This window comes from Mesorhizobium sp. M1307, from assembly GCF_040318155.1.
Classification (GTDB): domain Bacteria; phylum Pseudomonadota; class Alphaproteobacteria; order Rhizobiales; family Rhizobiaceae; genus Mesorhizobium.
This window is the reverse complement of the sequence record NZ_JAMYLR010000023.1, coordinates 40401-55399: the sequence shown is the minus strand read 5'-3', so window position 1 is coordinate 55399 and position 14999 is coordinate 40401. Positions and strand designations below refer to the sequence as shown.

9 protein-coding genes and 3 pseudogenes are annotated in these 14999 nt (G+C 59.0%); 5 read left to right on the top strand and 7 right to left on the bottom strand.

The window, feature by feature from the left end:
- Positions 1–328: 328 nt before the first annotated feature.
- The 5 genes from NKH16_RS22440 to NKH16_RS22420 all read right to left on the bottom strand — a co-directional run bounded on the left by NKH16_RS22440 (position 329) and on the right by NKH16_RS22420 (position 6120).
- Positions 329–763: a hypothetical protein gene (locus NKH16_RS22440; RefSeq protein WP_352901821.1), complete on the bottom strand. Its 435-nt coding sequence runs from the start codon at positions 761–763 to the stop codon at positions 329–331.
- Positions 764–953: 190 nt separating this feature from the next.
- A complete protein-coding gene (locus NKH16_RS22435; RefSeq protein ID WP_352901818.1) occupies positions 954–1463 on the bottom strand; it encodes a GNAT family N-acetyltransferase in 510 nt (169 codons plus the stop codon).
- Positions 1464–1748 carry a type II toxin-antitoxin system TacA family antitoxin gene (locus tag NKH16_RS22430; protein ID WP_352453587.1) on the bottom strand — a complete coding sequence of 95 codons (285 nt, stop codon included), beginning with the start codon at positions 1746–1748 and terminating at the stop codon, positions 1464–1466.
- Positions 1749–2286: 538 nt separating this feature from the next.
- The gene (locus NKH16_RS22425; protein ID WP_352901816.1) at positions 2287–3471 is read right to left on the bottom strand and encodes a glycosyltransferase family 9 protein; all 1185 of its coding nucleotides are present in this window, start codon (positions 3469–3471) and stop codon (positions 2287–2289) included.
- Positions 3472–4053: 582 nt separating this feature from the next.
- A complete protein-coding gene (locus NKH16_RS22420) occupies positions 4054–6120 on the bottom strand; it encodes a carbamoyltransferase family protein (protein WP_352638524.1) in 2067 nt (688 codons plus the stop codon).
- A gap of 1013 nt (positions 6121–7133) precedes the next feature.
- Here NKH16_RS22420 and nadE point away from each other — a divergent pair.
- The 3 genes and pseudogenes from nadE to NKH16_RS22405 all read left to right on the top strand — a co-directional run.
- Positions 7134–7465: pseudogene (gene nadE / locus NKH16_RS22415) on the top strand (NAD(+) synthase); the annotation flags it as partial.
- 397 nt (positions 7466–7862) lie between these two features.
- On the top strand, positions 7863–8945 hold the full coding sequence (locus NKH16_RS22410; protein WP_352901813.1) for a sensor histidine kinase: 1083 nt from the start codon (positions 7863–7865) through the stop codon (positions 8943–8945).
- Between the two features lie 651 nt (positions 8946–9596).
- Positions 9597–9854 carry an aminopeptidase gene (locus NKH16_RS22405; protein WP_352453904.1) on the top strand — a complete coding sequence of 86 codons (258 nt, stop codon included), beginning with the start codon at positions 9597–9599 and terminating at the stop codon, positions 9852–9854.
- 2 nt (positions 9855–9856) lie between these two features.
- Here the strand turns inward: NKH16_RS22405 and NKH16_RS22400 are convergent.
- Positions 9857–10166, bottom strand: a pseudogene (locus NKH16_RS22400) (integrase); the annotation flags it as partial.
- Between the two features lie 191 nt (positions 10167–10357).
- On the opposite strand from NKH16_RS22400, the gene NKH16_RS22395 reads away from it, so the two are divergent.
- Positions 10358–12019 carry a tannase/feruloyl esterase family alpha/beta hydrolase gene (locus NKH16_RS22395; protein WP_352901811.1) on the top strand — a complete coding sequence of 554 codons (1662 nt, stop codon included), beginning with the start codon at positions 10358–10360 and terminating at the stop codon, positions 12017–12019.
- A gap of 242 nt (positions 12020–12261) precedes the next feature.
- Here the strand turns inward: NKH16_RS22395 and NKH16_RS22390 are convergent.
- Positions 12262–13388 (bottom strand): annotated as a pseudogene (locus tag NKH16_RS22390) (site-specific integrase).
- Between the two features lie 525 nt (positions 13389–13913).
- On the opposite strand from NKH16_RS22390, the gene NKH16_RS22385 reads away from it, so the two are divergent.
- On the top strand, positions 13914–14882 hold the full coding sequence (locus NKH16_RS22385; protein WP_352453731.1) for a glycosyltransferase family 10 domain-containing protein: 969 nt from the start codon (positions 13914–13916) through the stop codon (positions 14880–14882).
- Positions 14883–14999: the final 117 nt, after the last annotated feature.

Sequence of the window (14999 nt, the reverse complement as noted above, 5' to 3'; positions counted from 1 at the left end):
GAACGCCACGCCCCACGGTAGCGATGCCTCGCATGACCAAGCAGCGGCATGTGCGGCAGGCTTGCACCCGCTTCAGATGCGAGACGGGTCAAGACAATCATCCTGCACAACGCCACGCGGCGGTGAGCCGGTTTCGAAAAGGGCCGGCCCCGGCCGTTCATACAAGTGGAGTTGGGGGGGCGGGGCCGGATCAAGCCTATCGCGTTGGACCCGCCGGGACCGCGCGTACATCATCCCGGCAACGCCAGGCGCTCGCCTCGCGTCATGCGGGCTTCGGCTTGGCGCGCCGAATGTCTGGACCGGCATCGCGGAGCAATGGCGCACCAGTCTACGACATGGTGCGTAGTCGCCATGCTGCCCCTGGCCAGATCGTAGATGACCTCGGCTTGTTCGCCATGGCGAGCCGAAGCACGTTGACGGCCGTGCCGGGTGATGCGCCGTCCCAGACTATCATCCCAAAATCGGCGCGCGCCATCTCCCGGTCTTTGGCGGCGTAGATCCAGTATCCTCTAGCACCTTCAGGAGACGGGACCCGGTAGGCAGCCCAGTCGCCCAGATCATTGCGGGGTTCCTTGGCCGCATGGAAGACCCCGACATGTTTGTAGCCGTAGCCCGCGAGCAGGCCCTGCGCCTCGGCATCGGCTCCAGACGCGTCGCCAATCAGCACGCCGTGCACGGCAACCACGATTGGGCGGATCCGAGCGACGGCAGGTTCCGTCAGCTCAAATATCTCGCGTGAACCCCCTATGAATATCATCGACATCATGACTTTCCCTTCTCTCCAGGGCTCCCTCGCTCTGACCGCCGTCTCCCTCTGGCCCTGCGTGAGGGGTCACCCGAACGCCGAGACGGCGAAGCCGGCTCGGGGAGCGGCGGGACGCCGCAACTAGAGCCCGGTCGGCGGCAGGCCGGCGCGCAGACCTGCCGCTTCCGGAGGCGCTACGCGCGCGGAGCTAGTGGCCTTTGTCGGCCAGCCAGAGGCTCACGTCCTGGATCGAGCGCATGAGCACCGACGGATTGTCCCGCGCGGGAATGAAGCCCCAGCTCTGCCAGTAGCGCTCTGCCTCGGCGTCGATCGCCCGCACCACCACCGCGCGGCCGCCGACGATGTCGGCGCCGGCGACGCAGCGATACAGCGCGTCCTTGACCAAGTCGCTACCGACGCCTTGTCCGGCATAGCGGTGGTCGACGGCGAGTTGTCCGATCAGCAGGCAGGGGATCGGATCGGGCGGGCGTCCGGTGCGGATGGCGCGCGGTGCGCTATTTGGCTGGATCACGCCCGGCGCGAAGCCGTAATACCCGACGACTGTTCCCTCGTCGTGAACGACCAGGACGCGGGTAAACCCGCGGGCCTGGTTCGTTCGCGCGAAGCCGGCCAGCCAAGCATTGAGCGCCGGCTTGCCGCAATCGAAGCTGTCGAGGCGGTGTGCGTGGTCGAGGAGTTCGATGCCTGAAAGCGCCACCTAGCGGTCCCAGGGCGGGGACCGACGCAGCCGCTCGGCCGCCTTCGCCGGGGGCGCAGCGGCCGGGGCTGAGATCGCCTGCATGAAGGCGTCATAGGCTTCCGGGGACACGCGGATGACGGTTTCGTTGAGGATGGCCGCCTGCGCCTCGTGCAGCGCGGCGCGCCGCATGAACTCCGTGCGCGACAGGCCGAGCAGCTCCGCGCCGCGGTCGATGATGGTGAGATCATCGTCGCGAAACCGCATCGAGACGGGTGCTTCCTTCCTGGTGGGTGTGGTGGCCATGGCGCGCTCCTGTGCTGCGGACGTATATACGTTAGTGTAACGCGGAACGCAATGCTACGTTCCCTGGCGACGTCTCGTGGCGGATGGTCTGAGGATTTCTCGCCGCATCGGTTCTTCTCGGCTTCTCGCCCCAGTCGCCATTGCCGCAACCCAGAGCAAGGTGGCTTTGGTCAGCTCCGGCGGATCAATTACGGCTTAGAAAGCGCATTTGTTTTTGGCGGCCGGATGAGCGGGTCCAGAAGCGAAGTCGCTGCCATGACTGTCGCCGGACGAGCCCCGGCTATCCCGAACCTGATGAACATCTGACGCGATGGCGACTTTCGGGCCGTCACGCCACAAAGGAGGAACGGCTATGAAGGCTGGGCGGCGGCACTTTCATTCTCAGGCGCCGCTCTATGCCACCTGTCGGCCAATGTGACATCGCCACTGCGGTCCTTCGAACAAGTCGATTCGATTCTGAATTTCGGCCTTTAGATGATTGTAGCGATTGAATCAGCGACAAGGGCTGGGCAATCGCGGTTGTGGTGACCGCGAGCCACTAAGCTTGTGCCGTACCCTTACAATGATTCATCAAGGCGTTTACCTCGGCAATCACGAGATCCGGCGTGATGTCGAACTTGCATCGGACTTTGACCGGACAATGCCGCACTTGGTCCAGACCACATCCGCGACATTCAATAACACTCATAAGCATGCTGACCAAGGGACCTCGAAACCCCCAAATCTCCGGTAGATGTGACGCCGTGAAAATGCCGATAGTAGGGCGGCCAAGCTGGGCAGCGACATGGCCGGTGCCTGAATTGTTAGAAACGACGAGCGCGGCCGAATTCACGAGACAATTGAATTCCAATTCTGACAAGTCGACGGCCGTCCGAATGTTCGCGGCCCCACGTTCCCTAGCTATCTTCGCAACCTCCTCAAGCGCTTCCAGGCATTCGCCACGGCCAACGAGGACCACCTCACCACGGGTCGAAAGAGCAGCGATAACTTTGCCAAAACTTTCAATCGGCCAATCTCGCAGGCTGGAATTGGAGAACGGAGCCACGACAATCGGGGCATTGCCTGTAGTCGAATTCTGTGGGTGACCCGCTCCGCTTTCGAAATAGGCAGCTGCCTTTGCGACCAGAAAGAGGAGGATTTCTGACACATGCTGGAGACGCACCTGCTTACGGTCAATGAACCAATCAAGCCATCTACGGGGGATTTTGTTAGCAAGCCCTATTTTTTGGACCAGCTTGTAGAAAATGGTTCTGCGCAGTTTCAGATTGAATGGCGCTATCGCAATATCGATCTGATGCATGCTGTACGGATCAACTATCGCCGCACGGTGCCTGGCGGGGACTTCAAGCAAGATGGGCCTTGTTTCTTCCGGAACACGCATATCAATGGCAAGATCAAACTCGCCAGTCAGCAGCGGCCTTATGTCGGCGGCTTCTTTGCGCGTTTTGACTTTGGGGTTGCGAGGAAAAAAGTCAAAAGCAATGTGATCGTCGGCGAGGTCGAACTGTTTTGCAGTAGCGATGTTCCAGCTTCCCACCACCAGCGTAATGTGGGCATGCGCAAAACGCTGACGAAGGTCCTTTAGGGGCCCTAGAGACATCCAAAAGTCGCCGACATGATCAAGCTTGAGGACCAAAATTCTCATCCTTGCGCTTGACTGTTCCGGCTCTTCCCAGCTGCGGTATATAATTTGATTGCCGTCGTGCTTTGTAAAATATGCCATTGCCATTCCGAAGATTATACGGTCAACACTGATAGCCCAGTGACGCGTGTGTAGGGTTGGAGTGCTCCCCACTTGTCCGCGTCTCCGCAAGAATTCTGCCATTAGATCCAAGCCGCGCTCCAGCAGGACCTGTCGGGCGAAGTCTGCATCTCTAGCGGTGGTAGCGCGCCAAGAAGCCAGCTATGTCCCGACCCGCAATGTGAAGGGCTTCGTCACGGTCTTGCATGCAGTGAGTTCGAGAAACGCCGAGTAGACTGCGTTCGCCAAGCCGCCGTCCCCAGATCTCGAGCATAACGGCAGTGGCCTCGCTCTTTGGTCGATGCTGATCCTGAATGAGACCGTCGCCGCCGGCGACGACATCGCCGGCCGGATTGACTGTCTCCGGCACGCCCTGTCGCTGTGGTCCCGCATCATGGTGGTTACAAAGGACCCGCCGCAGGCGCTTTTTTCTGCGCGTCCGGGTCGTCCAACATGAAGTGGACGAATCAACCCTGTGATGAAGTCGACCGCCTGCCAGCGGTGAGCTGGTAGGCGGCGTCGATGAACACCTTTATTCGCCGAGCTTGGATAGCGGCATCCCTATCACGCTGAGAGCCTGTTATGCTGGTCCAGCGTTTGATCGCAGTCTTGATCCATGCGAGCAGCTTGTGAGGGATGCAACCGAACGAGGCGCTGCTCCCACAGTCGTCGCAGGCCCTCCATCACAGCGTCACGCTTACCCTGATCCGGCGCAATTGTATTGAGGAGATCTCCCAACATGGCTTCGCCCTCAATCCGCATCAGCAGATTAAACAAGTCGTGTGAAATTCGTACACTGTCACTGCTGAAGTGGGTCGTGCTGATCTCGCAGTGAGTCTCCCGACGATCTGGCGCTTTGTAAGCGCGGGTTTGATGGAGGGACACATAGGGCGGCAACGAAACCGCAAGCGCAGTCCAATCCTGCAGCGTTGCAGCCCGCTTTTTTACCAGGAAGGGCCCGACCACAAGTCCATCCAGCTCTGTCGTCAGAAAGGTGGCAATCGCGTCTGCAACCGAATCCACGATCGGTTCGGCATTGTTGTTAAAGGACGTATTGAGCAGAATTGGAGTGCCTGTGCGCTTCTTGAACGCATTGATGACCTCCCAGTACGCGGGATTGGCGTTGCGCGATACTGTTTGCAGGCGAGCGGTACCGTCGACGTGCGTGATGGCACCGAGCAAGGCGCGCTTTGAGTCACGCACGCGAACGACGAAATTCATGAATGGAAATTCGTGCCTACCGTCCGGGAGGTCGAAAAATTCGCTCGCATCCTCCTCCAGCACAGATGGCGCGAAGGGCCGATAGCCTTCGCGCTTCTTGACCATCGCATTGATCCGGTCCTTGTTTGCGGCGGGCCGAGGGTCGGCAAGAATGCTGCGGTTGCCCAGCGCACGTGGCCCAAACTCCGAACGACCCTGCACCCAGCCGATCACGGCGCCGTTGGCGATCCAGTCGGCTGCACTGCTTGCCACGTCATCAGAGCGTTCAACCTCGAGATGTCCGGCCCATGCATTCAGTTCCTGTTGCACGGCGCGCTCGCTCCCGAGATCAGGACCCCAATAGACCTCCTGCAGTCGCTCACACGGCGCGGGGCGGCCCATCTCGTTAGAGACTATCAGCGCAGCTCCCAATGCGCAGCCAGCGTCGTGAGACGCGGGTTGCACGAAAATGTCTTCGAAAAGCCCTGAATACAGCAGCTTACCGTTCATCGTGCAGTTGTGGGCCACCCCCCCCGCCAGGCACAACCGCTTCATGCCGGTGGCCTCACGGTGATGCCGGAGAATGTGGAACACGATCCGCTCAAGCGCTTCCTGCAGTGACGCACTCACATCTCGATGCTGCTGGGTGAAGGGCATTCCCTTTCGCCTGACCTCGATATTGCGGAGCAACGCCGGACCGATGCGGTCGAGGTGAACACGGTAGCCACCGCCGTTGGCGGAGAGCTCGTAGAACTGCTCGAAGAGCTCGCGATAGGGAGCGGGGTCGCCGTAGGGCGCGAGTCCCATTACCTTATACTCGTCGAACAAGCCGTAGCCGAGATAGCGGATCGTCTCGAGATAAAACAGCCCAAGAGAATTGTTCTCGGGGAAAGCCTCGAGTTGCGTAATTTCTGTGCCAGACCCTACCGCCAAGAGGCCCGATAGGAAATCACCAGAGCCATCAATCGCTAGAATGAGACTTTGTTCGAAGCCCGACATTGCAAAGGCGCTCACGGCGTGCGCCTGATGATGACTTACGAATGAAATACGCGAACTGTCCAACTTAGTGCCGAACTCACGCGTTAACAGATCCTGCACCAACGTTTTAGCATCCAACGGAATGGAGAGAATGTCCGGGTGGGATGCGGACATACCTTCAAGCATGGCGTTGGCATAGGGCTCGCTGGCGTAGAGCGCGACACGATCAATGTCGTTGAGCTGAACCCCCGCCGCTGACAGACAGTATTGAATCGAACGAATTGGGAGCTTGTTGGAGTGTTTCATCCGATTGAGGCGTTCCTCTTCGACGGCTGCTATCACCCGTCCGTCTCGGACGAGCACCGCGGCGCCATCGTGCATAAAGGCGTTCCGAAGCTCGAATCGGTTTTCATGGACTTGGTCAAGTCCGCCGCTAATTCCTAGACACAGCATTTCTTTCTCCACATAGTGACGGGCAAGCCAAATTGGCCTGCCTCAGACCGTTTCCAACTAAATAGGCCGCGTTGTCGCTTGCAGCTGCAACCGCCTGTCAGGCATCACCGGCATCAAAGAACGCCTCATAAGGGTCCGCCTGAATCAACATGAGATGCTTCGATCGTGGCGCCTGCCGTTCCATGACGCCGAGAGCTTGGCTGGATCATCGAATCTTGAGCGGCTGCTGACTTGCATGCCGGCGATGCCGTTTTCATCTGCAGCACGAACTTGTGACGCGGGCTGCCTATATCCTTGCGAAGGGGCGGCTGTTGACAAATAATGCCGCGCCGTGAACTGGCCCGATTTCATTCCCCGAACGACCGTCGCACAGGCGACTGACATGTGCTGCACTGTCCGCCTGCTTCCCGGTCGCACATCCGATAACGCCTTCGCTTGTGCAGGAGGCCGCATCGCGTCATTCGTCGGCCAAACATGGCACCGACTGGAAGCCCGGCAATACCGCGTAGATGTAAAGTGCGCTGATGTTGTATGGTAGCGCTGCCGGCCGGGTCTCCAATCCGCTGCCCAAACGAGCGGACTGCCTGCGGCAAAAAGCCCGCCACAAGCAGAATCGCGCTGGGCAGCTGGCTCGCCTGCAAGACTTCGCAGCTCAGGAACATTGGGGACGACTAGCGTCGAACCGCCGACATGATCGGCCAGTTGCAACTCACTTCTCGGCACGACCTCCACTGCACGTCAGGGCGCATGGAAGATTTTCTCCTTTGGATGGGTGACCGGTGCGGACGTGCTTTTGTCCATGCAAGATTTCCGAAGAGTTATGAAATCGTTTGTTTCGATCAAAGTCATCCACGCTATGAATAGCTGCCGGACATGCGCTTCAAAGGGGCTTCAGGCTTCCCGGATGGCTACTCCGATTCGAAGCGCGTGGCATTCCATGCGCTCTATGACAACATTTTTCAGCAAAGGGTATGAGAGCAAACCCACACTTCTTTTTCAGAAGTCGCTTCGAAGCAGCCGAGGCCTTGATGGGCTTCTTTACCAAGTTCGGCGATGGTGCCGCAGACATTCTTCCTCTTTCCGGGCTGAACAAGCGCAGAGTTCGCGCCTTGGCAGTGTGTCTGGGCGCTCCGTCTGATCTTGTTGAAAAGATCCCGACCGCCGACCTGGAGAACCTCGTCCCGGTCTCACATACGATGAGATTGACGACTTCCTCGAAGGCCAAGAGATCAACGAAGCGGCGCACAGGCGTATACTTCATGCGCATTCCAGCACAGCCCATAAGCGAGCGCTTCCCGTCACAACGATTGCCATGACGGGTTCGATATTTAGGCATCGGCAATAGCGTCTCAACATACACGATCGATGGGCTTGCCGCAGTTAGGCAGCTAGCGGCCTGAATTACCGCTGGAGCGAAGCGCTGCTCTTTCAGCCCGCATGCGGTCATGAGGTTGACAGTGTCGGCACGTATCGCCGAGGCCGGCACGCGAACTCATTCTCCCTGAATGCCTGCTCTATCGATCTTCCGCAGCGTACCCACTTGACCGGTCGCTTCGACATTCCAGGCACCTGGATTGTAGCCGATCCTTGCCGCTCTGCTTCGGCCGGTCGCAATCTTAGACGTATGGCCGTTGCACACGACGCAAGGCCTGTTGTCAGGTGCATGACGCGGTGCGAAAGCAGCCTTGGCGATGGCGGGCGCGCTGCATTGTTGATATTCTCCGCACGGAACAGGCGCGCAAATGACACCGGATTCAGAAAAGGCCGAGGCGGTCGAGCAGTTGCTTGATACACCTGAGCTTGCAACCGCACTGGAAAGCGAACAGTTCAAAAAATTCCTTGACCAGGTGCCGATCGCCATTGCCGTTGCGAACCTGGCCGCTGAGGAGCGCGTAGTCTACGCCAACCCGGAATTCGAGAAACTGTCAGGCCTGACGGCCGCTATGCTCACACGAGGAAACTGGGCAGCCCTTTTGGGCAAAGGCCTCCACGAGCAGAAGGACCGGCCACTTGCCGAGGCCGTGGTCGAGGAAACCGATTTTGTCGGCACCTACAGGCTGGAACGCAACGAAGATAAGCCGACGATCGTGGACGTTTATTCCAACGTGATCGAGGACGACAACGGCAAGATGTGCTTCCGGCTGGTGGCGCTGGTCGACGTATCGGCCCATGGCGAGGCGGGAGATGAGCGCTCGGTGGAGGAGCTTGTCAGCGAGAAAGACACACTGCTGCGCGAACTGCAGCACCGGGTGAAGAACAACCTACAGATGATCACCGCACTGATCCGGCTGGAAAGCCGCAACGCGACCGAGGCCGACCGGAGACGGTTTGAGCGGCTTGCCGGTCGCGTCGACGCTTTGGCGATCCTCTACCAGACGCTAACGGCCGACGAGCCGAAAGAGGAGGTCGATCTTGGTGTGTATCTCAGCCAGATTGCGTCCGCGGTGATGAGCTCGCATGCAGTCGAGGGGATCCGGCTGGATATGAAGGTGGATACATATCCGGTGTCAATAAACGTCGCCATGCCGGCGGGGCTGGTCGTGAACGAATTGCTGACCAATTCACTAAAGCATGCCTTCCGGGGGCGCGACGGCGGCACGATAACGCTGCACAGCATCGTCGATGGCGACGGCTGCCGGGTTATAGTGGCGGACGACGGAATCGGCCTGCCGGAAGGCGAGGTGTGGCCCAAACCAGGCAAGCTCGGAGCGCTGATCGCGCGATCGCTGACCGAGAACGCCAAGGCGCAGCTAGCCGTCGAGTCCAGCGCCAACAAAGGGACGAAGGTGACCATCGTTTTCAAGCGGTCGGCGGCAGCAAGCTGAACGGTTGCTGTCGACTAGCAGGCTGGCGGCTGGCTTCATGTCGCGGCTTTGAGCAGGTGGCTGCAAATAGGCTAGGTCGCCCTTCACGGCCTGCTTCACATGGTCGAGGTCTTCCATTATGCTCCAGGCTTGCTGCTTCTGACTTCTCCATCCCCACCTAGCGGAAGGCACTCCCGCCTGATTGCGTTGCGGCTTGAGTCTTGACGGCGGGGGCACCTGACGCCTTCGCGCTCATCACGCGCGGGCCGGCAATTCAGCAGCGAGTCATCGCTTGGCCAATCTTGCCGAGGACGAAGGTCTAACCTACAAATAAAATTGGTCCGACTGTTCGTGGCGGGAGGTAACCGCGAATTTGCGCTATCGGGACAGGAGAGCAGTGCTGTAGGCAAACCGCGATGCGTGCATTCGTTCGATTGGTTCTACGATTATCCTGACGCCTGGGGTGACCAGTTGCACCAGTATTTCCTACTACGCGCAATCTTTGCAGGGTCATGTGCAGACCATCGCGGCCCGCCAAGACATCGGAAAACTGATCGACGATCCTTCAACCGCTGAGATATTGCGCGCCCGAATGGCATCGGCGGCCGCCATATAATAGTTTGCGGCAAAGACGGCCGCGATCGAACGGCTGAGGACGCGCTCGCCAACAGATTGCGCGACAGACGATGGGGTGGATACCGCGGATACGACGCCTGGTTCGATGCTCCGATCAACAACGCGAAGCTCGCCGCGACTTCCGTCTACAGCGATTCGGTTCAAAGGCTTGGCGCGTTGGACAAAGCTCGCCGCGCCGAAGCGCGATGCATAGAAGCCGGGATAGTCGCCCGAACACAAGTCGAACAAGCGGAGTGGTCGACCGTTTCGTCCTCCCCGGGGACGAGCCGGTTGCTCTGGCCTGGGGCGACCTGACGGGTCTTGCGGAGCACCGTCTCCAGCATGGCGATCAGGTCTTCGGGAAGTATGGCCTCATTCTGCACAGACGGTTTTGCGTGGCTGTTACGGATGCCGGCGGGCACGGTGGCGATATGGCGGTCCTTTCGATCGAGCGGCTCGCCACGCTGCGTATAATTCCACGCCAGGGAGGAGAGACGGCGCTCGATCGTCGCCACAGAGTTTGGTTTCTTGTCTCCTGTAACCTTTCTGGATGCACATGTAGAGGCCGACGGTCTGCGGATCAGGCGGCAACACCTCGAGGTGCTGCCGGCGCGCCCAGGCGCAAAAAATCCGCTCTCGACCGAGCGGCGTCAGACCGGTATTCTTATGGATGTTCATCCGGTCCCCCTGGAGTCACTGAAGCTTCGACAATCTCAGCTTTCCCGGTTCGGACCGGATGGACAACCTACTGAAAGCTCACAACTAGCTACCAATGCGATCAGCTTTCGGGCTATCGGGCGCATCCAGGGAGGATGGGTATGTTCTTGGCTAACGGGCTCAAGCTGCGGGACCGCGGGTGCACGCTGGCACTGATGTTGGCGATCATATGTGTATGTGCGCCTGCACTGGCGGCAAACGCGTCGGATCAGGCGTGCCGGTCCATCGCCAAGCTCAAAATTCCAAGCGTGATCTTTACCGAGGCTAGCCTTCAAAAGCCGCAGGAGATCCCCGCAGATCCCTTCACTGCATTCACCGGCGCCTCGCCTCAGGCGGTAAAAGTGGGCGGGCACTGCCTTGTCCGAGGTGTTATCGGGAAACGCCAGGGGGTCGATGGTCAATCATATGGCACCCGGTTTGAAGTGCGTCTTCCGACGACCTGGAACGACATGTTCCTTTTCCAGGGCGGCGGCGCAGTTGATGGCTTCCTGGCGCCGGCCGTCGGGACCATTCCTTGCCGGAACTCGACCGCGGCTCCCGGGCTCTTGCGCGGCTACACTGTTGTAAGCATGGATGGCGGGCACCCAAGCCCCGATCCGGCTTTCGGGGTCGATCAAGCCGCACGCATTGATTTTGCGTACGCCTCCATTGGCAAAGTCACTTCGGTCTCGAAGCAGGTGATTGCCAAGTTCTATGGGGCGGCTCCGAAAAAGTCGGTGTTCATGGGATGCTCGAATGGCGGTCGTGAGGCGTTGATAGCGGCTCAGCGATATCCGCTCGAGTTCGACGGCATTGTTGCAGGTAGCCCGGGTTTTCGTCTCAGTGCCGCCAACATTGCCGAAGCCTGGGATACTCGCCAGTACATGAGCATCGCTCCCAAGGATGAGGCCGGCCATCCTATTCTATCCCGCGCCTTCTCCCAGCAGGATCTGAACATCGTCGCCAAGGCGGTTCTCGCTGCCTGTGATGCCGGCGATGGCATTGAGGATGGCGTCATCAACGCCTGGCAGCAGTGCCGGTTCGACCCAAAGGTCCTGTCCTGCCAAGGCGATAAGACGGACAGCTGCCTCACGGCTGGTCAAGTGCAGGCCATGAGCCGCGCGTTCGCGGGTCCGGAAAGCTCCGATGGCGAAAAGCTTTACAGCGATTGGCCATATGATACGGGCGTTGCGGGCGCGGACTGGAGAATGTGGAAGCTGGGCAATTCCCCCACTTCCCAGTCGGATGCAAATAACATCGTTCTGGGAGCCCGCTCGCTTCAATACTACTTCATGACGCCCCCGGCGCCGAATTTTGACCCCCTGAAGTTCGACTTCGACAAGGATCCGGCACGCGTTGCGGATACGGCCAAGCTCAATGATGCGACCGGCACGTATCTCGCCAGCTTCGCTGCCCACGGTGGAAAGCTGCTCTTGTTTCAGGGACTTTCCGATCCGGTCTTCTCAGCCAACGATCTGGTGCGCTGGTACAAGCAAGTCGTCGAGGTCACAAGCGGCGGCGATTTGGAAGCGACTCGCCGTTTCGTGCGCATGTTCATAATCCCGGGGATGACCCACTGCGGCGATGGCCAAGCCTTCGACGACTTTGATCCTTTGGCCGCCATCGAGGGCTGGATAAACCAAGACAAGGCTCCGGATTCTCTCGCGGCTGGCAGCAAGGCATTCCCCGGCAAGCACCAGCCGATCTGCGCTTATCCCACTCAAGCTGCCTATGGCGGTAAGGGAAATCCCGATGAGATCGCGAGCTATTCGTGTCGGGGATAAGAGACCTCGTCATTTGTTCGCTTCAATCTGCGCGCATTCCCGGAACAGGTCTCCCGGACCAAGGATCGGTTGGAAAAGCTAAACCCGGAATTTGTGGGCCGTGCCATAACGCAGTTGATGATCATGCCTGACTACGAAGCGTCGGCCGCCGATAGTCTGGACACAGCGCTCGCTGTGCTCGATGAGGTAATTGTTATCGCCTGAGATCTGACCGCCTCATCCCAGCGGACAAAACGGGGGCATCAGAGCCCGGACGCCTTGGTGAGATTTACGCGGAAACGATCGCGCCGGCGCTGATAATTTCGCGTCATCTCCGCGGAGGCATGGCCGAGCTGTTTTTGCACATAGCGTTCGTCGACGTCGGCCGACGAGGCGAGGCCGGCGCGCAGTGAGTGGCCGGCGAATTTCTTGGCCCGTTCGCCCTCCGACAGATCGCCGCGCACGCCGGCGGCGAGCGCCGTGCGCTTGACCAGGCGTGCGACCTCCTGGTCGTTCAAGCGATCGGCACCGACGGCTCTGCCTTGACCAGCAACGCGCCGAAACAGCGGTCCGTGCGCAATGCGCGCCAGTCTTAGCCAGGTCTGCAGAGCGACCACAGGGCAGGTGGCGTCGGAGGAGCCGCGGCCGATTTCGACCTCGCGCCAGCCGGTTTTGCCGCGCAATGTGACAAGCAGACCCTTATCGGCAAAAATCTCGACCCAGCCGCGCCCGTCCTCGGTCTGATCCCTGCCGACGTCGAGGCCGACGATTTCGGATCGGCGAAGGCGGCCGGCGAAACCCAAAAGCATGGCGCGGTCGCGCAGACCACGCAGCGTGCCGCGGTCGAGGGTCTCGAACATGCGATCAGATCCTCGGGCAGGATCGCTTCCTTCTGCCGGGGAGGGGAGGCGTGGGTGTTGCGAACGCCAGCCATCACCGTGGCGATATGCCGGTCCTTGCGGTCCAGCGGCTGGCCGCGCTGGGCAAAATTCCAGGAGAGCGACGAAAGCCGGCGCTCGATGGTTGAAACGGTGTTGGGCTTTTTGTCGCCAGTGGCCGTACCTGACGCGCAGGCGGCGATATAGAGCCCGACCACCTGAGGATCGGGCGGGAACATCTCGATGCCTTGGCGCCGGCACCAGCTCGAAAAATGCTTCCAGTCGGCTGCGTAGGCGCGGCGCGTGTTGGCCGAACTCGCCGCCTCGATATAATCGCGCGCGCGGCCGGCGAGCGCCTCAAGATGCGCAGGCAGGCTGGGATTGGCAATGGCTGGAAGGGGAGGGGACGGGGCTAGGTCGGCATCGCCCATCTGCATGACGATATCGATGATGTCGGGCAAAGCCGCTTTGTGTATGAAGCTTGTCCGAAATTCGTAGCATATTTCGGACATCTTGACCGTCACTTCGTCCGAAATCGGACCACAGATTTCGGACAAAGCCCCGGCATCAACCCGCCAATATCTCGATCTGCCGTGGCCGCTGCAAACGTCGCCTGTGAGAGGCGAGCCGCCTCTAAACTGGTCGTATATCCCGATTAATAATAAGAATGTAGTCAACTTCCATATTTTAGAGGGCACGCATGCTGCCACTCAACCGGCCTGATCACCACACAAAGTGAGGAAGAACCTGGTTAGGTGCAAAGCGACAATTGCCTCGACAGCGGGTCCCGGAAGGTTTATGCTGCCCAATCTTACCGCAATCCGAAATGGCGATTGAGTACCTTCACGAGTGAAGGGATTCCCGCGGTCTTAGAGATGAGTTGTCGAATGGCGCGAAGTCGCACAGAATCGCGAAGTCGCACAGAATCGTGTGTTTGATACCGATCAGGATCGCGAGCTATTTCAGGTGCAGAGAGGTCTTGCGCCCGATGCACGAGTTGCTCCCGGTCCAACGGAAGTGAATGGGGTGGAACTGCTTTGTCGACCAAATTGTTGACGGAACGTCCGGCGCCCATTGTTGCTACATGTCTGGATTCTTGGGGCGTTTTGGATGATGCAATCCACCATCTCACTCCAAAGGGCAGTGGAATCTGGAACAATGTCGCTTTTGTACGCAGGACATCCTTCGCGCCCGATTGGCATATTGTCTTTAACTCTGCTTCTATTTTTGGGCTCCCTGTTGATATCGAGGCGAGTCCAAACAGGACAATTTTTGCAATCGGCGAACCGCCGACGAAAGCTCATCGCGCATTTCATGAAGGGCAGGGGAAAAATACCATCGTCCTGACGTCTGACGCAGAGCTGGCTGCTCGGCAGAATGCAGAGCGCCGATTCGTTTTGTCTCCACCTATCACTCGGTCTTGGTCTGTAACAAAGACATATGACCAACTTCTGGTCAGCGAAGTCGTGGACAAGCCGCTTCGGCTCTCATGGATTACCAGTAACATCGCCCTGCTTAAAGGGCATCGATATCGGCTGGCGTTTCTGGAACGGCTGAGAGAGGAGCTCGATTTTGACCTGTTCGGCCGAGGTTTTCGGCTGATTGGAGATAAATGGGACGCACTCGCACCGTACCGTTACAGTATAGCTTTCGAGAATACTCGTGCTGATTACTATTTTACAGAGAAGCTTATGGACTGCTTCGTTGCTGAAACAATGCCGATCTATTACGGCAGCCCGGCAATCACGAGGTTCTTCCCTTCCGACTCAATGGTTCTGATTGACCCAGAGGACAAGAACGTAATCCAAAAAATTCAAGAAATCATCGACTCGGACCTCTGGAAGGAGCGTCGCGGCGCAATACAAGAGGCGAAGCGGTTGGTTCTTGAGAAATACAATACGTTTGCTTATCTCGCGGGCTTCATCGAAAGCGTTCACGATAAACCCTTACCGCCGGAAGTTATACACATCGGTTCGCCTGCGGTCGATTTTGGGACAGACGAATGAAGTACTCCAACGCTCGCTTCGCGTGCCCGGCGGTTGGTGGTCTGGCGAGATCGGTACGGAGCGCTCGGCGGAGAATGCCTATCTGCGCAGACGGGCCGGCACGGGCGCACGAGGTCA